At 58.4% G+C, this 22,657-nt stretch carries 17 protein-coding genes; 6 read left to right on the top strand and 11 right to left on the bottom strand.

Annotated elements, in window-relative coordinates; genetic code table 11:
• Positions 1–2,745 (bottom strand): VCBS domain-containing protein (locus PZ897_RS18120; protein ID WP_275754093.1); only part of this gene is annotated, 2,745 nt, incomplete at its 3' end.
• A gap of 330 nt (positions 2,746–3,075) precedes the next feature.
• Here PZ897_RS18120 and PZ897_RS18115 point away from each other — a divergent pair.
• The gene (locus tag PZ897_RS18115) at positions 3,076–4,158 is read left to right on the top strand and encodes a transglutaminase-like cysteine peptidase (protein WP_275754092.1); all 1,083 of its coding nucleotides are present in this window, start codon (positions 3,076–3,078) and stop codon (positions 4,156–4,158) included.
• Positions 4,159–4,195: 37 nt separating this feature from the next.
• Here PZ897_RS18115 and PZ897_RS18110 read toward each other — a convergent pair whose 3' ends face one another.
• Genes PZ897_RS18110 through PZ897_RS18095 form a run of 4 tightly spaced genes read right to left on the bottom strand, consistent with a single transcriptional unit; the run spans position 4,196 to position 9,634 of the window.
• Positions 4,196–4,792: a ribbon-helix-helix domain-containing protein gene (locus tag PZ897_RS18110; protein ID WP_275754091.1), complete on the bottom strand. Its 597-nt coding sequence runs from the start codon at positions 4,790–4,792 to the stop codon at positions 4,196–4,198.
• Between the two features lie 26 nt (positions 4,793–4,818).
• Entirely contained in the window at positions 4,819–6,102 is a 1,284-nt protein-coding gene (locus tag PZ897_RS18105) for an HlyD family type I secretion periplasmic adaptor subunit (RefSeq protein ID WP_275754089.1), read from the bottom strand.
• A gap of 8 nt (positions 6,103–6,110) precedes the next feature.
• Positions 6,111–8,228 carry a type I secretion system permease/ATPase gene (locus PZ897_RS18100; protein WP_275754088.1) on the bottom strand — a complete coding sequence of 706 codons (2,118 nt, stop codon included), beginning with the start codon at positions 8,226–8,228 and terminating at the stop codon, positions 6,111–6,113.
• 44 nt (positions 8,229–8,272) lie between these two features.
• Entirely contained in the window at positions 8,273–9,634 is a 1,362-nt protein-coding gene (locus PZ897_RS18095) for a TolC family outer membrane protein (RefSeq protein ID WP_275754087.1), read from the bottom strand.
• 1,085 nt (positions 9,635–10,719) lie between these two features.
• Here PZ897_RS18095 and PZ897_RS18090 point away from each other — a divergent pair.
• From PZ897_RS18090 to PZ897_RS18080, 3 genes are read left to right on the top strand one after another with little or no spacing between them, the layout of a single operon-like run.
• Positions 10,720–11,682, top strand: coding sequence for a pirin family protein (locus tag PZ897_RS18090; RefSeq protein ID WP_275754086.1), 963 nt, complete (start codon positions 10,720–10,722; stop codon positions 11,680–11,682).
• A gap of 39 nt (positions 11,683–11,721) precedes the next feature.
• Complete coding sequence (locus tag PZ897_RS18085; protein ID WP_275754084.1) at positions 11,722–12,678, top strand: ring-cleaving dioxygenase; 957 nt, start codon at positions 11,722–11,724, stop codon at positions 12,676–12,678.
• The gene (locus PZ897_RS18080) at positions 12,675–13,355 is read left to right on the top strand and encodes a phospholipase (protein WP_275754082.1); all 681 of its coding nucleotides are present in this window, start codon (positions 12,675–12,677) and stop codon (positions 13,353–13,355) included. The genes PZ897_RS18085 and PZ897_RS18080 overlap by 4 nt, the downstream gene beginning before the upstream one ends.
• Before the next feature lie 236 nt (positions 13,356–13,591).
• On the opposite strand, the gene PZ897_RS18075 is transcribed toward PZ897_RS18080, so the two are convergent.
• Both PZ897_RS18075 and PZ897_RS18070 read right to left on the bottom strand, forming a co-directional pair.
• Positions 13,592–13,891, bottom strand: a complete 300-nt coding sequence (locus PZ897_RS18075) for a helix-turn-helix transcriptional regulator (protein WP_275754079.1) — start codon at positions 13,889–13,891, stop codon at positions 13,592–13,594.
• Positions 13,892–14,252: 361 nt separating this feature from the next.
• On the bottom strand, positions 14,253–15,797 hold the full coding sequence (locus PZ897_RS18070; RefSeq protein WP_275754077.1) for a phospholipase D family protein: 1,545 nt from the start codon (positions 15,795–15,797) through the stop codon (positions 14,253–14,255).
• 567 nt (positions 15,798–16,364) lie between these two features.
• On the opposite strand from PZ897_RS18070, the gene PZ897_RS18065 reads away from it, so the two are divergent.
• Entirely contained in the window at positions 16,365–17,555 is a 1,191-nt protein-coding gene (locus tag PZ897_RS18065; protein ID WP_275754076.1) for a hypothetical protein, read from the top strand.
• Positions 17,555–18,874: an MFS transporter permease gene (locus PZ897_RS18060; protein WP_275754075.1), complete on the top strand. Its 1,320-nt coding sequence runs from the start codon at positions 17,555–17,557 to the stop codon at positions 18,872–18,874. The genes PZ897_RS18065 and PZ897_RS18060 overlap by 1 nt, the downstream gene beginning before the upstream one ends.
• A gap of 159 nt (positions 18,875–19,033) precedes the next feature.
• On the opposite strand, the gene PZ897_RS18055 is transcribed toward PZ897_RS18060, so the two are convergent.
• The 4 genes from PZ897_RS18055 to PZ897_RS18040 are packed head-to-tail and all read right to left on the bottom strand — an operon-like array spanning position 19,034 to position 22,576.
• The gene (locus PZ897_RS18055; RefSeq protein ID WP_275754074.1) at positions 19,034–20,095 is read right to left on the bottom strand and encodes a glycerol dehydrogenase; all 1,062 of its coding nucleotides are present in this window, start codon (positions 20,093–20,095) and stop codon (positions 19,034–19,036) included.
• Positions 20,092–20,880 (bottom strand): SDR family oxidoreductase, encoded by a 789-nt coding sequence (locus PZ897_RS18050; protein WP_275754072.1) that lies wholly within the window; start codon positions 20,878–20,880, stop codon positions 20,092–20,094. The genes PZ897_RS18055 and PZ897_RS18050 overlap by 4 nt, the downstream gene beginning before the upstream one ends.
• Before the next feature lie 5 nt (positions 20,881–20,885).
• Entirely contained in the window at positions 20,886–21,713 is an 828-nt protein-coding gene (locus PZ897_RS18045; RefSeq protein ID WP_275754070.1) for a carbohydrate ABC transporter permease, read from the bottom strand.
• Positions 21,710–22,576, bottom strand: a complete 867-nt coding sequence (locus tag PZ897_RS18040; RefSeq protein ID WP_275754069.1) for a sugar ABC transporter permease — start codon at positions 22,574–22,576, stop codon at positions 21,710–21,712. Before PZ897_RS18040 ends, PZ897_RS18045 begins: the two co-directional genes overlap by 4 nt.
• Between the last annotated feature and the right edge of the window lie 81 nt (positions 22,577–22,657).

Genomic DNA, 22,657 nt, shown 5'->3' with positions numbered 1-22,657 from the left:
CGCAATATTCGCCGTCAGCGGCGATGCGTCGGTCTGCTCGGCAAGGTTAGTCGGGTCAATCACGTCGATCGAAGGCACGTCATTGCTGCCGAAAATGATCACGGTCACCGTCGCGGTGCTGGTGGAATTGGCTGCGCCCTCGTTGTCGTCAACGGTGACGGTGTAGGTCAGAGTGACCTGCTCGCCTGCCGACAGATAGTCGAACGCGCGGTCAACCGCACTGAAGCTCCAGGCGATGGAACCATTCTGCGAGTTGGCTGCCTTGGCCACCGAATTGATCGAGATCGCGTTTTCAACCAGCAGCGTATCAAGGCCGGCCGTGGTGCCGCTCGTGCCGCTCAGGCTGACGGTGGCGGTGTGACCGACGTCATCGCGGTCGAGGTCGACGAACGTCATGGTTCCACTGTAGCTTTCCAGCGCGCCCGACCCGGTGGAGCCTGCATTTTCAAAGCCAATTCGGAGTTCGGGCGCGATGATCTGCGGCCGGTCATTGGTGCCGGTAATCGTGATCGGAACCTGCTGGATGGTCACCCCGCCATCGCCGTCGGAGAGTTCGACATTGTAGGTGAGCGTCACCGTCTGACCCAGGGCCAGGTAATCGAATGTCAGGTCCGCGACCGAGAACCGGTAGTCGATGGTCCCGGTATTGGAACCGGAAAGCTTTTCAACCGCATCAATGTTGAGATACGACCGCAAGACGGAGTCGGGCAGCGGGAATCCAAAGACAGCCAGGCCGTCAGATACGCCCGAGCGTCCGACCGCGCCGACAACATTGGCTGTGTGTCCGGTGTCGGCCAGGTCAACATCGGTGAAGGTCAGCTGGCCGAACGCCGTGTTGGCCGCAATCGACAGCGACGTATCGCTGAACTCCGTGGTCGAGGCCCCGGTCGTCGCATCGATCACCGGCGCGTCATTGCTGCCGGTAATGGTCACGACGAAGTCGCGGCTGGTCACGCCACCGTCCAGATCGTTGATCTCGAGCGTGTAGGTCAGCGTCAGCACTTCTCCCACAGCAAGGTAGTCAAAGTCGGTCGATCCGGCCGAGAATCCGAGCGTCACCGATCCCGCATCGCTGCCCGAAGCCTTGGTCACAGCACCGGGCGTCACCAGGGCCATCAGCTGGGCCTCGTTCAGGCCAAGACCGGTCGTATCGCCCGAAGGCGCGGCAGACGTCACCTCTGCCGTGTGGCCGGTATCGGTCAGGTCGACATCGGCGAACGTCACCGCAATATTCGCCGTCAGCGGCGATGCGTCGGTCTGCTCGGCAAGATCCGTCTGCGCGATCGTACTGATCACCGGCGCGTCGTTGCGACCTTCGATCGTGATGGTCACCGTCTGGGTATTGGAATCCGCACCAGCTTCGTCGGTGACGGTGATTGTGTAGGTCAGTTCAAGGCTTTCGCCGTCGGACAGGTAGTCAAACAGACGTTCATCACCTGTGAACGCCCATTCGACGGTACCATTCTGGCTCACGTCTGAACTGGCCGGAGTGACAGTGAACAAGCCTTCAAGCGTCGTCCCCACTGCGCCCAGCGCAGCGGCCAGGCCAGCATCGGCGCCACCGGTCACGGCTGCGGTGAAGCCAGCAGTGTGATTGGCATCGGAGATATCGACATCGGTGAAATTGAGTGTGCCATCGGCGGTCAGGTCGCCGGCATTCGCCGACGGATCGTCGGCTGCCGCTTCAGCAGCTTCATTCAGCGTCGTTGCCTGCGCTGCGGATGTAATTTCGGGCGCGTCATTGGTGCCGGTGACGATGACCGTCACCGTCTGCGTCACCGTAAAGATGCCGTCATTGATCTGAACATCGAAAGACAGCGTTATGACTTCGCCTTCCGCGAGAAAATCCACCGCGTCATTGCCGACAGCATAGGTCCAGTCGATCGAGCCGCCGTCTTCGGTGGTCGATTCGACAGTAATGCCACCAGGCGAATCGAGACTGAAACCGGCCAGCAGCGCATCGAGCTGCGCCGCGGTCAGCGTGCCGCCATTGTTGAGCACTTGCGAAACGACAGTACTGGCTGCGACTTCCGCCGTGCGGGTCTCGCCGAAATCCGGATCGAAGAATGTGATCGAGCCGGTGGCGGCAACCGGGTCGGCATCGACGCCACCCGGATTGTCGATCGATTCGACAAGGCTGCCGGTGCTCACGCCGCCTGTCAGCTCGGAAGCGATATTGCCTGTATCCTCATCGACAGCAGCGCCGGCAGCGCCACTCCCATCGCCCGACGTATCCTCGAGCAAGTTCAGCGTCTGCAGCCCCTCACCGGCAATCGAGGCCCCGCTGGAATCCTCGAATTCCCCGCCGGAACCGGTCGGCGTCTGCGGCGCAACCGAAAGCGTGTTGCCCGGACCGGCCGCAACGTTGAAACCGCTGGTTTCAAGCGCCGCAACCAGCACCTCCTGCGGCACCTCGATGTCGCCGATGATGAAGGTCGGAACATTCAGCGCGCCGCCGATGATCCGGATCTGCGAGCCGTTTGGCTGAATCAACAGAAGATCTTCGCCGTCAAGCTGCATGTTTTGGATGCTTGTCTCAGCCGCCAGTGTGATCCGGTTATCGCTGTCGGGGGTGATCTCGCGGATACCGGACGCTGCATTGGATGATCCAGAATCGGCTGACGGCGTAGTCGCAGGGCCAGGGCCCCTGTCGACCTGAGCCATCAAGACGGTATCGGAGCCACCCTCGGCCTCGCCGTTTTCAATTATGGTTTCCGAAAAATCTAGGCCGCGATCTTCAATCATGACTGGACTCCCACCTCAGGTTAACCCAGCCTTAACCAATTAGTATTTCATCAACAAATACTTAGATTCAATTTTGAATATATAACTATGCCACCTGCGCATTAATAAACACATGGTAAACAATTACACATACAATGCTATGCCTATTGGAAACTTGAGGCGCCCCACTGGTTACATTGCGGACTCGACGACGCACGCGCCGACCTCCAACTAAAGAAGGTTTAGTTCAAATTTTAGCATACCTGCAACGATTTTATTAGTTTTGTTTCTTTCCCTGTTCTTATTTTAATTTGGGTAGCCTTCCCAAAGAACGCAGGGAAGGTTGTCGCCGTGAGAATTGAAGTAAAAAAAGAAATAACTCGCATATATACAGCAGGTATACTTACATTGCTGTTCGCTGGATCTGCACCGGCCAATGTCTATCAGCCGCTGCAAACAGAACCAGAAGTTGGGTCCGCAAACATTGCACCCATCACAATTGCACAGGCTCGCAAATGGGGACGGCTGAAAAAACCCCAGAATTTCACGACCCTTTTCCTAACCTTTCACGGGCTCTCGTATCGCACGCCCGAAACCAGCATCAAATCCGCTCCCGGGCTGACCGCGACCACACCTTTGTCGTCCTTGCCGCGCAATCCGACCCAGCGTGCAAGTTCCGGTTTGGAAATCGCAACGGCTATCCGCGCAACGGTCCGCCCTGACAATAAGGCCGACCTCACCACCGCCTCGGTTCCCACCCCAGCGGCACCACCAAGCCAACTCACTGACCCCACGCTGGCCGCCACCCTTGTCGTTCGCCAGGACCTGCCGCTGTTTGGCGCTCACCGGATTCGCTTCGGCAAGATTGGCAGCGGCGTCAAAGTCTCATCCTTGATCCGCCAAGCCGCCACCCTCGGATCCAGCGCCATCTGCATGAACCAGTGCGCAGATCTGGCGGATCGCCTGGCCCTTCCCGGCGCCAGCCTCAAAGACCAGTTCCGCCATATCTCGCGCTCGGTCAATAAAATGGTAATCTACCAGACCGACCAGCAGAGCCATGGCCGTCTCGACCAATGGTCAACACCCAACGAGACACTGCGCCGCGGTGCAGGCGATTGCGAGGATTACGCCATTCTCAAGATGGCGCTGTTGTCGCACCTCGGGATCCCGATGGACGCCATGGAAATTGTCGTGCTTAAGGATACCCGCCGCCGGCTGTTCCATGCCGTACTCTCGGTTTCAGTCGGTGGAAACAGTCTGATTCTCGACAACATGACCGACGCCGTTGAGATCGACACCGCCAAGCCCTCTTACGCGCCGCTGTTCTCTATCTCCGGCAGCGCCAATTACATCTTCGGCTATAAGGGCGGCAAATCAGGCCTCGTCGCCTCCCTCGCCGAGCTTAGATCTGTTGCTCCCGGTGCAGGATTTTAGGGCCCTGCACGCATTCTCCAGGCACCAACCCCTGATTTCAGGAATGCCCGGAAACAAACGCAATCGCCGCTGGTGGTTCATCCATATCCGGAGCCAGCACCATGCTCAGCCGCCCACGTATCCTCCGTTCACCATACCCGACAGTGAATCCGGTGTATTTTGGCCGTTTGCTGTCGCGATTCATCTCCTCGATCAATCCGATCAGCGGCGCCTCAAGTGTCAACTTGATGTTGCTGAGCGCTTCGACACTGTCCATCCCGGTGAACCTTGTCTGTAGATACATCAGGAAGCTACTGTTCTGGAAGAGAATTTTCTTGTCTACGGAGATAATGAATCCCGGGACGGGACAGGCAGCAACAATAGTTCTGGAATTGAACCTTTCCATCTTTGCCCGTAACGTTTCGTATTGCGTGAGGATGTTCTGCATGAGAGATGCCCGCAGGTAAGAGCTCAATCCGCTCTCGCCCGTTTTCACCTCATTCAGCCTGGACACATATTCGGCGACTGATACCCCCCCACTCTGCGTCACTTCATCCAGGGCCTTCCAGAAAACCCCCTCCAAACGGAATCCCCTCCGCTTGCCCGCCGAGTTGATTGCCCGGAAATGTGGCTTCAGTGAATCTGGATCAAACATTGCAAAATGCTTTCTAAAAATATGGGCTATCGTTCGGTCAAGGCCTCGTAGCGCGCTTTGCTAACCGGCTTCATGAGGTAATCGAGAACCGTCTTCTCTCCGGTCAGGATTTCCACCGAAGCGATCATTCCGGGTCGAATGGCATGCTTGACGTGTCCCTTTCCGATCTGGGAGTTGCCCGTCTGAACAAGCACTTGATAATAGGTTTCACCGGTTTCGGGATTGACTATGCTGTCAGCGGAAATATTCGACACTGATCCTTCAAGTCCGCCATATATCGAGAAATCATAGGCTGTGAGCTTGACAAGCGCCTTTTGCCCCGGCTGCACGAAGGCCACATCCTTTGGCGATATGCGCGCTTCAACCAGCAATGTTTCCGTCACCGGCACGACCCCGGCAACAACCGAACCAGGCTGCAAGAAGGCACCGATCGTGTTCACCTCCAACGTGTTGACGATGCCATCAACCGGCGAGACGATATCAGTTCGTCGCACCCGGTCCTCTGCCCCCCTCAGCGTGGCTTGCAACACGCTGACATCAGCCAGAGTGTCACCAAGTTCACGGCGCGCTTCCTGCTTGAACTGGGAATCGAGTTCCTGAATCTGAAGCTCAGCCTCATGCAAGGCGCTGTCGAGCCGCTTCAAGCTCTGGCTGACATTCTCGCGCTGTCCCTGTTGCTGGGCAATCTCGCGGTCCAGCCTCAGCAAATCGATCTCCGGATGCAGCTTCCGCTTGACCAGCGGCGCGATCTTGCCCCGTTCATTCATCATCGTCCTGATGACCAGATCCGTCTGCGCGACATTCGATTTGGCTTCGCCAATTTCGTCCAATCGCTGCTGTCGCCGGGCCTGCAGCACCTGCAATTTGTTTAGATAGTTTTCGCGCCGCGCTGCCAGCAGGCTGGCTTCATTCGAACAAATGCTTCCCGATACTCTTCGCGTCCGCTCAGGACATACAAATTCGGTGTCGAAGAGACCGTCGATCTCCAGTTCAAGCCTGGCGACCCGTGCCTGAAGTGCGTCGTAACGTGCCTCCGATTCTCCCAGCGATGCTAGATTGCCTGAGCTGTCGAGCCGGATCAGCAGATCGCCCTTCTTGACGATTTGACCGACCGTCACAGCAATCTCCTGCACCACACCGGGTTCGCTCGATTGTACAATTTGGGTCTTGGACAACGGAATTACCTTACCGTCCCCGCGCGAGATCTCGTCGACCGTAGCCCACGCCGACCAGAGCACGAACGAGATCACTGACAACAGACATATCCAGACGATAAAACGCGACATGATCGGCGGCGTGTCATGGTCCATGGATCTCATTATTGGACACCGTTGGTTTTACGCTGCAAAGCTGCGATCACCTGCTCTTTGGGACCGTCCGCAAGCAATTTTCCGTTTTCAATGACAATAAGCCGATCGATAAGATCGAGCATACTGTAGCGGTGCGTAGACAAAACCAGCGTCACATCCGGCGTAATTGCCTTGCGAAGGCAACTGATGAGGTGGCGTTCGCTGGCCAAGTCCATCGCCCCCGACGGTTCATCCAGAAACACGATTTTGGGATCCGCCAGCAACAAGCGAGCGATTGCTACGGCCTGTTTCTGTCCTGCCGAAAGGTTGCTGCCGTTTTCTCCAACCGGCATGTCAAATCCACGTGGATGCCGCACAATGAAGGATTCAATTCCCACCGTCCGGGAAACCTCAATCAGGTCTTCATCCGTTGCCTTTGGATTGCCCATCAGCAAATTGTCCTTCAGTGAGCCTGAGAACAAATCGCTGGTCTGTCCGGCCACGGCTACGGCAGACCTGACTTCGGACGGGTGAAATTGTTGCATGTCGATTCCGTCAACCAGCACCCTGCCTTCACGGGGCTGGTAGAGCCGCGACATCAACCTTCCGATTGTCGTTTTGCCAGATCCAATCCGCCCGATGATGCCAACTTTCTCGCCTGCACGAACGGAAAAGGACAAGCCGTCAAGGGCATCCTGATCCGCCTCCGGATATCTAAAATGAACCGCTTCGAAAGCGATATCTCCCCGCGCGATAACCCGGTTCACAAACCCCGTTGTTTCAGGGGTGTCCTCGGCTTGCCCCATGATGTTGTCTAGTATTCGCAACGACAACAGAGCCTGCCGGAAACGGGCGAGCGTCATCGCCAGTTGGCCAAGAGGACTGACCGCACGTCCCGACAAGATTACCGCCGCAATGATTGCGCCGGTGGAGACTACGCCCTCTTGAAACAGGTAGGCGCCGACCAGGATGATCCCCACCGTCACAAGTTGCTGGACAAACTGCGTGGCATTGACTGCAAACGCCGAAATGCTTTTGATCTGCTCGTTGGTGGCGGAGCTGTTGATGGTCAGGTCGCGCCAACGCTTCAGCAGCACGCCTTCGGCCCGTAACCCTTTCACCGTCTCGGTTGTGTAGATCGTCTCCACCAGCATGGACTGACGCAAGGCCGCTTCGTTGGCGGCGGCCACCACCCTTCGGCTGATCAAATTTTGGGCGACCAGTCCGATGATTGTCACCGCCACAAGTGCGACGGCCGGCACATAGGCCATCGGCCCACCGATCGCATAGACAACAGCGATAAAAATAAATACGAAGCAGGTGTCGATCATCGTCGCAATCGTGTTCGATGTGAAAAACTCGCGAACGAACTCGTATTGGGACACACGGCTGACATATTCGCCGGTCGACATCGACCTTACGGAAAGCGATGTGTTCATGACCTTCTGGAACAGGATATACGCGATCTTAAGATCGATTTTCCGCCCGGTATAATCGATCAGCGACGCCCGTGCATATTTGAGCAGGAAGTCGAAAGTGAAGGCGACACCAATACCGATCGCCAATACCCAGAGCGTCGCGATCGCCTCGTTGGGCAGAACCCGATCATAAACATTCATGACAAACAGCGGAGACGCCAGCGCCAGAATATTGATGAAAAATGCTGCGAACCCAACACGGACAAATGAACGCCAGTAGGGCCGTACTGCAGCAAACAGCCAATGCTCCTTCTCAATTTTGCCGGCATGCAGGGCTCCGGCTTCCTCCTGATTGTTGAAGTAGACTTTTTTGAAATCCAGCACCGTTGAATCAAAGTCTGCAGCTCTGGCGCGAAGGTCGATATTCTCCGCTGCGGCACCACCGGTACGCTCTCTACAAGCGAAGGTTCCATCATCATTATAGCCAAAGACCGGAATAAAGCCTCCGCCAAGCGTCCTGATTAGAACGGGGAGGTTCGCATTGCCGCCAAACAGATCTGTGAGCCGCAATTCCGCGACATCGAGGCCTATACGGCTCGACACCTCCCGCACCGTCTCCAGATCAGGAACTTCAAGCTTGTCATCCGGAATTCCGGAAAACAAAACAGTTCCCGACCCGCTGCGCTCGTAGTGAACACTAACCTCTCGGAAAGCTTCATCAAATTTCACCGCACCCCCCGTTCGCACGCGCCTCACCCATAGTGTCAGAAGGATTAGTAGTTTCTAACAGGGGCAAGCAAATCGAACGGAGCGCCCTTCACTTGCCGCGAGGGCAGGCGGTTGTAAACAGGCTCGACGTCAGTCAACTCCATTTCAAACTCTTGCCTGGCGTAGGGCTCCGCCTGCGCCACGGTGGCAAGGTTGAATGCATTGACGAGCGCCCCCATCGCAGCCAGCACCTGATAATCAGCATACACTGCAGAATATTGAGCTGTCTTGGCCAGAACTTCAGTGTTGAACCGTGTATTTTGCGCGCTCAGCACGTCAAGTAACGATCTCTCGCCCACACGGAACTGTTCACGATAAGCCTCCACCAAGGTTCCAGAAGCTCTAACCTGTTCGCTCAATATGGAAGCCTGCTGCGCGCGTTTACTTCGCTTGTCCCAGGCTGACTGGATAGATTCCTGCACTTCCCGGTGCGCCAGTACATTTTCCATCCGGGTTTCACCGGCACGCCGGATGCGTTCCTGTTCGACAGCCTGATCGCGGCCGCCCCTGTAGAGGTTCCAACGGGCAACCACCTTGGCTTCCAGATCTGAGGTCCGCCCTTCAGCACCATCAATGTCATGGCCAACCCGTGCCTTGGCTTCAAATGATATCGTTGGCAGATAGGCCGCTTTCGCGCCTCGCGCCAAAGCATCAGCCGCATCAATATCGGCACCGGAGGCAGCAAGGCGCGGGCTTTGACGCCGTGCTATATCAACGGCTTCAGTAACACTGTGCGGCAACGCCTTGGATATGGACGGGGGATGTTTCATCGACCCGAGCTTGACGCCGACGAGACGCAAGAACCGGATCTGGGCCTGCGCCAGATCCTCTTCGGCCTCCCTAAGGCGAGCCTTGGCTGAGAGAAGCCGCTCCCTGCCCTGGGTGCGGTCAGCCGACGTCAAGGTGCCGCCGGACACTCCAGATGAAATATCATTTACAATCGTTGACAACACGCCAGCATTCTTACGCGCAATGGCAACAATTTCTGCCTGTAAAAGAATCTCGAAATATTCCTGGGACACGGACAACGCGATAGCTTCAGACCGTTCAGCCACGCGAAACGAGGCACCATCGACCCGAGCCGCCTGCCTCTGGACTTCGGCTCTTCGCGAACCGCCATCAAAAAGGGTCTGAGTGAACGTCAGGCCGACATCCGCTGCATCAAGGGTCTTGTCCTCCTCTCCAAGTCGACGGCGCCCGGGACTGTCAAGTTTTCGCCCGCCAGCGGATGCTTCAAGGTCCAGTGTCGGCAAATAAAGCCCCCGCGCCTGCCGAAGTTCGAATTCGGTGGCTTCACGGTTTTGGGCAGACATTAGGATTTCCGGATTGGACCTCAGCGCTTCGTTCACCGCTTCCTTCAGCGTCAAGGCACTGGCAGGAAAAACGGAAACGGAGCTGATTACACCGGCAAATGAGCATACGTAGATTAACGCCCTGAACATCTCAACCCCCAGAAAATACACCCGAAGATTGACTTGTACATCGAATGGCCAACCCGAAGCGAGTCGCCGCAGCTTGAATTCTCAAATACATCCTCTTTACTCGACATTTTTGTTGCGTTTTTACAACATACATCGAAATTAAACGTCTGTTAATTCAGAAATTCCTTCTATTATGCGCCGCACTCAACAAGAGTAATTCTTTTTTAAAAAAGAATACAACCCGCTTTATGGCAGCTATATTAATACATATTTAGAAAACGCGGGAATGTACAGTTAAAATTATCGCTACTATACACATATATTCTGAAGGCTAGATATAATTACTACATACAGGCATAAATAGATATTCAATTATTAGTTGATCATATATTTTCGCTGCAATCTATTCAATATTAGCTCACAAATCTCGATGCACCGCCAAGGGGCCAAAATAATTTTCACGAATCTCCGAGCAAACACTCTTGCGGACGCACGAATCGGCCCCACTTGCCGCATTCTGTACCCAGGTCATTTCATTCCGCCACAATTGACCGGTCAGGTCATCTCCCCGAAATTGGCTGCTGAGATGCGATATGAATGACGCCGCATCTCTTTGCTGGAGAACGCCATGCCGCTGGTAGTATCAGACATCACGATGGGGTTCCCGACGTCAGGGCGGGCTTGACATCGTTCCAGCAATGACGGGGCGGCATACCAGGCCTCTGGGCAGGGTAAGCCCGATGTTGCCGCGCAAAAAGGCAGCTTTACACTTGAATCGATGAGGAGTGCGGACTTCCGCGGTCGAACCCGGACAGGAATTGATGCTGTCGGCGGCGCCTTCGATATTCATGCTGCGCCCGATCAGGCCGCGATGCTGTAACATCTGGCGACGACCCAGGCGTCCTGACGCCGGCGGCTTGCATGCCGGGTGAGTGGAATTGGAAACAGACTATCCAGAAGGCAATCCGTTTCCGATCCGGATTTCGCGGCTATAGTGGCCACTACAGAAGAGCACGATAGGAGCGCTTGATATGAGCTGGAGTCCATGCCCCGACCCCATCCTGGGTGACCGGGACGGCGTCAACGCGGTTGAAACCCTGATCGTGCCGCGCGCCGTCGATCTGGGCGGGATGGAGGTCCGCCGCGCCCTGCCCTCGATCAAGCGTCAGATGGTCGGTCCGTTCATCTTCTTCGACCAGATGGGGCCGGCCGAATTCCTGACCGATCAGGGCATCGACGTGCGGCCGCATCCGCATATCAATCTCGCCACGCTGACCTATCTGTTCGAGGGCGAGATCCTGCACCGGGATTCATTGGGAACCAGGCAGTCCATTCGCCCCGGCGCGATCAACTGGATGAAGGCCGGCCAGGGCATTGTCCATTCCGAGCGGACATCCGAGGACAAGAGGAAAGGCGGCCAGCGGCTGTTCGGTTTGCAAACCTGGGTGGCGTTGCCGCAAGCCCAGGAGGAATCCGCACCCGACTTCATTCACCACGGATCCGATAATCTGCCGATGTTTGACAGCGACGGCATCAAGGCCCGCCTTATTGCGGGAGAAGCATTCGGCCGGAAATCGGCGCTGAAGACTGCGTCGGAAACCCTTTATGCCGATGTCGAGTTGCAGGCAGGCTGCCGCATGCCGATCGACGCCACTTACGAGGAACGGGCGCTCTATACAGTTTCGGGCGAGATCGAGATCGCCGGCGATCGTTTCGCAAAGGGTCAGCTTCTGGTTCTGCGACCGGGCGACGCAATCACCGTGCGCGCCAACTCGACGGCACGGTTCATGATCTTCGGCGGTGCGCCGATGGAAGGGCCGCGTTACATCTGGTGGAACTTCGTGTCTTCCCGCCCCGAACGGATCGAGGCGGCGAAGGAAGAATGGGCCAAAGGCCGGTTCGACACCGTGCCGGGGGACGAAGCGGATTTCATCCCGCTGCCCGAAACCCGCGGAAAACCGCGCCGCGTCACCGGTGGCGTTCCCTATCCCTGACCTGATCGAAAGACCAGTCCCACCAGAAAGGACGTTTTGATGCCACAGACGATCCCAGGCCTCCACCACGTCACCGCGATTTCGGGTCCGCCGCAGACAAATGTCGACTTCTATGTCGGCACCTTGCTGCAACGGCTGGTCAAGAAGACCGTTAATTTCGATGATCCCGGCACCTATCATCTCTACTACGGCAACCAGCAGGCCGAGCCCGGCACGATCCTGACGTTTTTTCCGTTCGTGAATGCCGGCCCCGGCCGGGCAGGCCCTGGCATGGCCAGTGCGGTCGCCTATGCCATACCCAAGGGCGGGCTGAACGCCTGGATGGCGGCGCTGGCCGATGCCGCGATCGAGTTTGATGGCCCGCTCGAGCGGTTCGGAGAACAGATGATCGCGCTCGCCGATCCCGACGGGTTGCGGATCGAGCTGATCGAGACCAATCGCGGCACCGCAGGCATCGACCTCAGCGACGATCGGCCGGTTGATGGCGGGTTTCATTCCGTCACCCTCTGGCTCGACAATCCCGACCGCACCGCGCGTCTGCTGACGGATGTGTTCGGCTATACGCATGCGGGCGAGGCTTCGGATGGCGGGCAAAACCGCCATCGGTTCCTGGCCGGTGGTCAGGGGCGCGGGTCCGTCATCGATCTGATCACATCGGATGCGGCATCCAGCGGCCGGCAAGGTGCGGGATCGATCCATCATGTCGCCTTCCGCGCCGAAAACGACCAGGTGCAACAGGCCTGGCAGGAGATCTTGCGGGGGCAGGGTTTCGACGTGACGCCACAGATCGACCGGCAGTATTTCAATGCGATCTACTTCCGCGAACCCGGCGGCGTGCTGTTCGAGATCGCCACAGATCCGCCCGGCTTTGCCACCGACGAAGCTCTGGACGCTTTGGGACAGGAGCTGAAGCTGCCCAGGCAACACGAGCCGCTGCGCCGCCGGATCGAACAGCGCCTGCCACCGATTACGCTTCCGCAAAGGAGAACGAAATGAGCCAGGATCCCCACGGACAGGGACGCCTGCTGACATCTGGCGCACCGTTGTCGCGCGCCCGGCTGGCAATGATCATGCTGCACGGACGCGGTGGCGCACCGGAAGACATGGCAAGTCTCGCCGGCCATCTCGGGCTGCCGGATATCGCCGTTCGCGCACCGGAGGCAGCAGGCAATTCGTGGTGGCCCGACAGTTTCCTGGCACCCCTTGGCAGAAACCAGCCGGGGTTGGCGTCGGCTTTGGGCGTGATCGGCAAAATCGCGGAGCAACTGGCGAAAGAGGGGTTTGGGCCGGAGCGCACAGTCCTTCTCGGTTTCAGCCAGGGTGCGTGTCTGGCGCTTGAATATGCGGCGCGCGCGGGCACTCGCTTTGCCTGCGTCGCAGGTCTTTCCGGCGGCCTGATCGGCACAGGAGATGGCGACGGCGAAGCGGATCCGGCACTCTACAACCACGGCGGCAAGACGTTCGACTATGACGGCCGACTGGATGGAACACCGGTGCTTCTGGGGTGCCACGAACACGATCCGCATATCCCCCTCGCCCGGGTCAAGACGTCAGCGAAAGTGTTCAGCGATCTGGGTGCAGTTGTGACCACGCAGATTTATCCCGGATCAGGTCATGGTATCGTCGAGGACGAAATCAGGGCCTTGCGGCGTATCCTCAACACATCTGCCTAATCACCTTCGCCGCCTCAGGCATCCGATGCGTGATACTGACCGCGGCCTGTGTCCGCATCGGGCGCACCATACGCTTCGGCCGCCTATGTAGGGTGGATCAAGGGCGTGACTGCGGCACTGGAACACCAGATCGTGGCAGGAAGCATTGAGACCTGCCATTCGCCGGACAGCCAAGGAGGTCGGCCTGCGCGCCATCGGCCCGGGTCTTCAGGCCTGCGCCAAGTCTGGGCTTCCGGTCACGGCACCCGGTCGCTGGCGACGATCCCGCCCTCACCCTCCATCCCGGCAATGCGCTTCGCCTCGGAACTGTTGAATTTCAGTCGAACGCCCATGCCGCCGCCATTCTCCGCGATGAAGACGGCTCCAAGGTCTTCCAGCGCCTTTTCCAGCGCGACGATAGCTTCAGGCGTCGGCGCGTCAATAAGGCGCTCGAAATTCTCGATAGTTGCTTCATCGACACCTGAACGCCGTGTCAGCTTTTCGCGAGATACTTCGACGAGTGCCCGGCCAGCTCGGCATTGTTGTCCTGTAATCATGATTGGCCTTCCTTGTTTAATGGCGGACCGCCCAATGGGTAGCTAGAATGCTCATGAACCACTATCTGATTGCGAATTCAAGCACCTTCCACCCCGGGTGCGGTACCGAACAGGACAATGTGTCAAAAGACCCGATTTCGCATCAATCCTGATCCACGCCATCACTGCCGGTCGGCATTGGTTTGTCTGCGGAACGAAGGAGCGGCTTCGGCATCATGCAATTCGGCAATGGCCAGGCCAGGCCGTGCTGGAGATTTCCACCTCCAGTCTTCCCGCATGCCCGCCGGCCTGGCCGGAGCCGCGCGCCACCACCGGACGTTTTCGACGGCTTGAATCTGGTAAAAACTGTGAGAACACCGTGTCACAACAGCCATTCCACCGGCAACCAGCCGATGATGGTTAAAGCCAAACGTTTGAGCAAGGTTGTGCCCGGTTCGACATGCGTTTCGGTTTCGTCAGATGAATCAATCCAGATTGGCCGGCGGTTTCGCATCTCCACGCGCCATGCAAGGTCGCTCAGCCCCTCGTCAAAAGCGGTGTGCAACGTTTCGGCCATGGTCGTGCTTTCGATCAGCAAGCCCATTTCCGTATTCAGCGTCGCCGAACGGGGATCAAAATTGAACGAGCCGACAAATATCCGGGTTCCGTCCACGGCAAATGTCTTGGCATGCAGATGGGATCCGGAAGAGCCGAAGGGGCCGAGAAAATCCTGCGCCGAAGGGCCTCCGGCTTGCGCGCGCATTTCAAACAGACCAACGCCTGCGCGCAACAGAGCCTCCCGGCGCTTGGCGTAGCCGGTATGGACGGGCAACGCATCTGTCGCCTCAAGCGAGTTGGTAAGCATGCGCACGGTTACGCCGCTGCTTGCCAGTGCGGCAAAGGTCTTTACACCCGCAGCGCCGGGAACAAAATAGGGGGTCACACCATCAAAACGGGACCTGATTGGCCCGACGGCGTCACGCAGCCGCGTTAGAAACAAATCTGAACGCGGGACGGCGTCAAACCCGATGACAGGGTCGTCACTGACCAGAACCACATTGGTCCATTCCAGTTCCAGTTCGCCTCGCGCAAGCGATGCAATAACATCCGACGATTCAAGCACCGCGCGGTATTCGCCAAAATCCGGTTCCTGCTCGAACGCATCCAAAGCAGTTGCAATCTGACTGCTGGCACGGGTCTCCCCCAAAATCTGCGCAACTGGAAACACTGGCTCTGAATTCCAGTAACGGTCGAAATCCGTTGATATCTCGCCCACGATGGCGCCGACGGCGAGGACATCCAGATCGATCTGCAGCGGGTTCGTCCCCGTTCCAAAATACTCGTCGCCCACATTGCGGCCACCCAGAATGCTTGCATGGCCATCGACCGTGAAGGCCTTGTTGTGCATCCGGTGATTCAGCCTGAAAAAATCAAAGGCAAATGAGAGCCTTTTGAACCAGCGCAGGCTGAACGGGTTGTAGAGGCGAACCGCGATATTGGGATGGGCATCCAGTGCCGCCAATACGTCGTCAAGGCCGTCAATGCCATTGTCATCCAGCAACAGCCGGACCCGCACTCCGCGATCAGCAGCGCGATGCAATGCCTTGAGGAGCAGATGCCCGGTCATATCGGCGCGCCAGATGTAGTACTGAACGTCAATGGAGGACACGGCGGCATTGGCAAGCAAGATGCGCGCTGCAAAAGCAGCCCGGCCATCTTGCAAAGATGCGATCCCCGATAGTCCGTGATGATCCTTGCTGCTTTGCGCCAGCGCCACAGCCAAAGCACTGTGTTGAGCGGGCGGCAAGACAGTGTCAATTTCGCGCTCGGCGATGGACGGAGCGGGAAAAACCAGCCGGGCGATGACGATCATAACGCCCACAGAGCAGATGGCGAGCAGGACACCGAACAAAATGGTCAGAAGCATCTTAAGCAACCTTCGTCTCCGGCGGTATGAGATGAAATCGTGCTCCGATAGTCTGATGGAGTCTGGGCACGGGTATCAACCTGAAACTTAATGCATGTCGCGCAAAAGTGCACAGCGGTTTTGCGACAACGACATGCATAAACAAAGAGCCTAAAGTGCGTCACCCGGAACCGGCTTGATGCGACGCGCTTTAATATTCACAAGCGCGCATTTACCGCCCATCGCGACTTTGTCCGACTTGGCACTGGATGACCAGCAGAAAGGATCCGTCCGGCGCCAAGCACGGGCAACCTGTCCGGCAATCTGTCAAAGCCTCTGCATTCTTGCCGTTCATTGATATCTCCGGGCGATGCCTTTTGCCCTGGCGTGCAATCGCCTGCCGGACAACAGATCCGGAAAGTCTTTGTTTAGCCACCATTGTGGTCCAGTCTTGGTGGTTGGGCCTGATTTACTCAGATCCCCATACCTTCAGGCTGCAGCGCCGCGCATTCAATCGGACGCGCGAAGGTCGCTGCAGCACTTCGAAATGACACAAGGCGCGTTCGAACGACTACGTTTGAGCGCGCCTTGCGTTGCGCTGCAGATTCTACAGCAGATTGGAGATATACCATGCACTCAATAACAAAAGACTATCCAACTGTTTTTCAAGACACGCACGAATCACCGTGTCTCTCGCTCTATCAGCCAACACATCGGCAGCATCCAGAAAACGTGCAGGACCCCATTCGGTTCCGCAGCCTTGTCAAGACTTTGGAAGAAAGTCTTCGCAAGACGTATCAGTCACACGACATCCCGGCCCTGCTCAAACCATTTCATGCGCTGGCCGAAGATCAGGATTTCTGGAATCACACCACCAGCGGACTGGCGGTACTGGGCGGAGCCAAGATGTTTCGCGTCTACCGTTTAGCGCGGCCGGTTGCCGAACTGGCGATCGTCGCTGACAGCTTTCATACCAAGCCGCTCATGCGGATGGTGCAATCGGCCGACAGCTACCAGATTCTGGGACTGAGCCGAAACACCTTCTCGGTTTACCAGGGCAACCGCGATGCAGTGCATGAGCTGCAGCTCATGGAGGGCGTACCCCACACCGCAGATGATCTGCCGGGAATGCAGTCGGATGCTCGTGAGGGCGCCCACCGCGCCTACGGCCCGACCGCAAAAAGCACGGCGGCACATCACGGCACTGACGTAAAGCAGGATGCCCAGGACCGGGACACCGAGCGGTTCTTTCGTGCCGTTGACGAGGCGGTGCTGGAACATTGTTCGCAACCATCGGGGCAGCGGTTGATCCTGGCGGCCTTGCCACAACATCATCACCTGTTCCGCAGCATCAGCCGCAACCCGAACCTCATGGCGGAGGCGATCGACACCCATCCCGACGCTCTGTCGAGCGATGCGTTGCGGGAACGTGCCTGGCAACTGGTACAGCCGTACTACCTTGAGCGGCTGGCAGGCCTTGTTGACGCCTATGGCGCGGCGCACTCCAGCGGCCGCGGCGCAGATGATCTCGGCACCATTGGCCAAGCCGCCGTCAACGGGCGGATCGAAACGCTGCTGATTGAGGCCGACAGGCTGGTTCCGGGCCGTATCGACCCTGAAACCGGTGCCATTTCGCCCGCTGATCTCAGCGACCCGGACGTCGACGACGTGCTCGATGATCTCGGTGAGCTTGTTCTCAAGTCAGGTGGCGAGGTGATAATCGTCCCGGCCGAGCGGATGCCCACAAAGACCGGCGCAGCCGCTATCTATCGCTTCTGATGAGCGGTTTTCGTAACTTCGGCGGGTTTCTGACTGGCGACGACGATCCGGCGCAGGTATGCCGCGATCTTCCCGAATCCGCCTGTCGCGAGCAGCCTCGAAGTTACGGTCTGCATGTGGTGTCGCTGAGCCTGACGCGGGTTGGCGAAGGGCTTGCCGACACCAAACTCGTGCTTGCCTGGCTGCTTGCCGCCATCGGTGCGCCGACCTGGGCGATCGGTCTTCTGGTGCCGCTACGGGAATCGCTGGCGATGTTGCCGCAACTGATGATCTCGGCACGGATCAGGCAGCTCAGCATTCGCAAGACTGTCTATGTCGCAGGAAGTGTCGTGCAAGGGGCTGCCATCATCGGGTTCGGACTGGTTGGCCTGACGCTTTCCGGCGCCATGGCAGGCATCATGGCGATTGCTCTGATCACAGCCTTCGCCCTCGGGCGAAGTCTGTGCTCGATCAGCCACAAGGATGTGCTGGCAAAGACCGTCGACAAGGGCCGCCGCGGTTCGGTCAGCGGGATCGCGGGAAGCATTGCTGCCGCAACGACGCTGCTGCTGGCTGCGGGGTACTCCTCCGGCTTCATCCCGGTCACCGTGCCGGTCGTCGCCGGGGCGGTAATCCTCGGCGGCACGGCCTGGTTTGTTGCTGCCCTTGTGTTTGGGTCGATCCCCGAATATCCCGGCGCGACCGAAGGCGGCATCAATGGCCTGGCCGCAGTTTTGGCGCAATTCAAGCTCCTGCGAAACGACCCGCGGCTGCAGCGATTCATTGTCACACGGGCTTTGTTGCTGTCGACGGCCCTCGCCCCACCGTTCTTCATTGCGCTCAGCGGCGACCGCGACCCCGGTGGTCTGGGCACGCTGGGCTATTTCATGATGGCGGCAGCGGCGGCGGGTCTGTTAAGTTCCTATATCTGGGGCCGGCTCGCCGATCATTCGAGCCGGCGGGTGTTGATGTACGCGGCAGCCATGGCATCCCTGGCCAATGCCGTTGCCGCTTTCATGGCGCTGACGCTGCCGGGCCGGATGGACTCGGCGCTGCTCCTGCCTGCGATGCTGTTTATGCTCATGATCGCCCACCAGGGGGTTCGACTGGGACGCTCGGTCCATATCATCGACATGGCCGATCTCGACAGCCGCGCGACCTATACCGCGCTCAGCAATTCGGTGGTTGGCCTTGTTCTTCTTGCCGGCGGCATTTTCGGCGTCATTGCCCAGTGGTTCGGTGTCGGCATGGTGCTGACATTGTTCGCGGTGATGGCGGCGCTGGCCATTCCGGCAGCGGCCGGGTTGGACGAGGTCCAGACACCGGGCGACCGTCCCTAAGCGCTCGCAGCCGGTTTCCGTTGCAACAGCAGCGCTCAGGACCTGTCAATCAGGACTGCCACTCTGTCTTGCATCAGCCATCAGGGGATGGCTCGGAGTTTCCGGGTGTCACCGCGAACCACATCTGGAAGTCCAGGGCTTGCGACAGAACCGGAACGTTTATTGCTTTTCCAGACCCATGATGGCATCCGCAATGCCGGAAGCCGTGACAGGACATTCGAAATTTCTGATATACGGAGAATTCTCGACAGTCACGCGTGCAATCGTTTCGGCATCTTCTTCAGTGCCGCCGAAATCGGACAACCGGCGCGGAAGACCGAGTTCACCCAAAAGCCGGGAAAACTCGTCCCGCTCGGCCTCGGCATCCGGTGTCATCGCCAACTGAACCAAGGTTCCAAAGCCCACCTGCTCGCCATGAAGGTAGGCCTGCATTGCAGCGATCACGGAAAACCCGCGGGTCAGGGAGTGGGCAATGGAAAGACCACCATTCTCGAACGCCAACCCACTCAGCAGCACCGCTGCTTCAACAGCAGATTCAACCGCCGGACTGGTACGGTGCGCCCGCACATCTTCTGCAGCAGCAACAGCATCGCGTCGCAACACCATGTCACAATGCGCGGCAATCGCCCGGAGGCACTCGGTCTGTGCACCGCCAAAGAAGTTCCTGGCGCCGGCATTCACGCACTGGATCGCCTCGTATTTCTTTGACAGCGCGTCGCCCACGCCCGAGAGAAAGAACCGCGCCGGCGCTTCGACGATCAGCTTGCTGTCGACCAGAACCGCATCCGGATTGGTCGCCATCAGCCGGACTTCGTCAAGCGCATGATCTTCCTTGTAGATGACCGAGAGCCGCGAGGTCGGGCTGTCATTGGAGGCAATGGTCGGCACGATGACAATACGGCCACCGCGCTTGATCCGCACGCCTTTGGCGGTGTCGATCGCCTTGCCCCCACCCATGCCGACAATCACGTCGGCACCATGGCTTTCGGCAAGCCCGGCCATGCGGTCAATTTCGACAGATGTGCATTCCCCGCCAAAAGCTGCAACCACAGCAGTCGGTCCAAGCAGTTGAGCAAGCCGCGGCCCGTATCTTTCCGCGACAAATGGGTCAGCCACCATAAACGCCCGGCCTCCCAGGCCGGACACAAGCTCAGGCAGCCGCTCGAGAGCATCAGGCCCCTGGATATAGAGATGCGGAGCGCCGAAGATACGTGTCGTCATGATGTGGCCCCGTCCTTGTCCCAGTGAAAATCACGCTTGCCGCCATCGATGCAGATCAGCGCGCCATTGATGAAATCGGCCGCCCGTCCACACAGATAGGCGGCCAACGCACCGACTTCAGCCGGCTTGCAGAAACGGCCGATCGGGTTCTGGCTGGTGATGACATGGCGCTGGTGGTCGGTGAAGCCGGAAATCAGATCGCTCTCGACATAGCCTGGCGCGATCGCATTGACGGTGACCCCGCGCGGGCCCTGTTCTTTGGCGCTGGTCCGGGTGAAACCTGCAATCCCGGCCTTGGCTGCGGCATAGTGCGCAACCCCCGGACGGCCTCCCCCGGTAAAATTCATCGAGGAGATATTGATGATCCGGCCGTAACCCGCCTGCCCCAGATGTGCCAAGGCGGCGCGTGTGCACAGAAACGTCGCGGTCAGATGGCTGTCGAGGATGGTGCGCCAGCTTTCATCGCTGATAGCCTCGACCCGGTGACCAAGATGGCGGCCACCGGCGCCGGCATTGTTGATGAGAATGTCGAGTTGCCCGAAAGCCCCGACCGCGGCTTCAACCACGCAACCGGCGCTGTCTGGCCTCGACACATCTCCCGGAACCGCAACCGCTTCAACCCCCTCCTGGCGCAGCGATGCGACCGCTTCGCTTGCGCGATCCGGATCAAGGTCGTTGATCACCAGCCGCACCCCCTCGCCTGCCAGCGCCCGCGCCTGAGCCATGCCCAGGCCGCCGGCGCCGCCGGTGATCAGCGCAACGCGGCCGTCAATCTGCAAGTCCATCGAGACTACCCCTTCACCGCGCCGGCACTCATGCCCTGAATGAAATACTGCGAAAGCAGGGCAAAGGCGCCAAACAGCGGCAGCGCGATCAGCGTCGACCCGGCCATGATCTCGCCCCAGCGCAGATCGAACGAGCCGATCATCGAGGCAAGACCGACCGGCACGGTCTTGTTGGCGTCCGAGCCGATCATGATCAGCGCAAAGGTGTAGTCGGTCCACGACAGCAGGAACGAGAAGATCGCGACAGTGAGCAAGCCCGGCAGCGACAGCGGCAAAACCACGCGCAGGAACGCCCCGAGCCGGGTGCACCCATCCACCATCGCGGCTTCCTCGAGTTCGAACGGCATGTTCTTGAAAAAGCCCCAAAGGAACCAGACGCCCAGCGGCAAGGTCATTGTCAGGTGCGCAGCCACCAGGCTGGTCAGCGTGTCGCCGAGGCCAATCCGCGTGAAGAACGTGTACATCGGAATGGCAATCAGCAGCGGCGGGAACATATAGGCGTAAAGCATCGACGCCACGATCACCTTCTTGCCACGGATCCGCTGGCGCGTGACGGCATAGGCAATGATCACCGAAAAGAACATCGTCACCACCACGGTGATCAGTGCCACCATCAGGCTGTTCATGAACTGCGCCGGATAATCGGTGAGTTCGAGCAGGTTGATGTAGTACTCGCTGGTGAACGGTCCGGGCCAGAGCGAGCTGCTGGAGAACATCGCTTGTGGCGCACGGGTCGAGGAGACCATCATCCAGTAGACCGGGAAGGCCGAATAGATCGCGATAACGAGCGCAGTCAGATACAGCGCCAGACGGCCAAAGAGGGAACGGGTCATGATTCTTCCTCGTCGAGTGGAAAGATGCGGAAGTAGATGAAGACGGAGATCGCCAGAAACAGGAACGAAAGCGTGGCGATTGTGGCGCCGCCACCGATATCGAACTTGGTGAAGGCGGTGGTGTAGGACAGGATTGCCAGGTGCTCGGTGCTGCCCACGGGGCCGCCGCCGGTCAGCAGCCAGATCACGTCGAACTTGTTGAAGGTCCACACCGCGCGCAGCAGCACGACCACGGTCAGCACCGGCTTCAGCATCGGCAAGGTGATGTGGTAGAACCGCTGGAGGGCGTTGGTTCCATCCACCTTGGCCGCCTCGTAGAGAGAGGTTGGAACCGTTTGCAGGCCTGCGAGAAAGGCGGTGGTGACAAACGGGGTCCACAGCCAGACCGATACCATCACGCTCGAGGCCATCGCCGCTTGCGGGCTTTCAAACCAGTGGATCGGCGGCAGACCCAGTGCTGCCATGGCCTTGGTGATGATGCCGATCGAGCCATCCACCATCCATTTGAAGGTCAGAACAATAACAACCGTGGGCAGCAGATAAGGCAGAATCGACAGGCCACGAACCAGGTTGCGTCCCGGAAACGTCTGGTTGAGCACCAGCGCCATGCCGATGCCCAGAACAACCTGAAGCACAATCGTCGAGATCGAGTAGATCAGCCCGTTGCCGAGCGCATTCCAGAATGCGCCGGTCGAGAGAACGCGAACGTAGTTTGTCAGCCCGGTCCATTCCGGATCGGCGACAAAGCTGTCCATGGTGTAAAAGCTCAGGCTGATTGCGTACAACACCGGCGCGGCAATCAGCGCCAGGGTGATCAGGAGCCCAATGGTCAGAAATAACGCGAATGTGGCTTTGGAACTCATGGATGAATCCTGCGAAGACTAGGCTCAGGACCCATTAAATTGCTTGCGGTGAGGATTGCGGACTGATTCACTGGTGGCAGG

It is taken from the genome of Hoeflea sp. YIM 152468 (assembly GCF_029210485.1).
In the GTDB taxonomy this organism is placed as follows: domain Bacteria; phylum Pseudomonadota; class Alphaproteobacteria; order Rhizobiales; family Rhizobiaceae; genus Hoeflea.
Note: the sequence above shows the minus strand (reverse complement) of the source record. Positions and strands in the feature narration are given on the sequence as shown.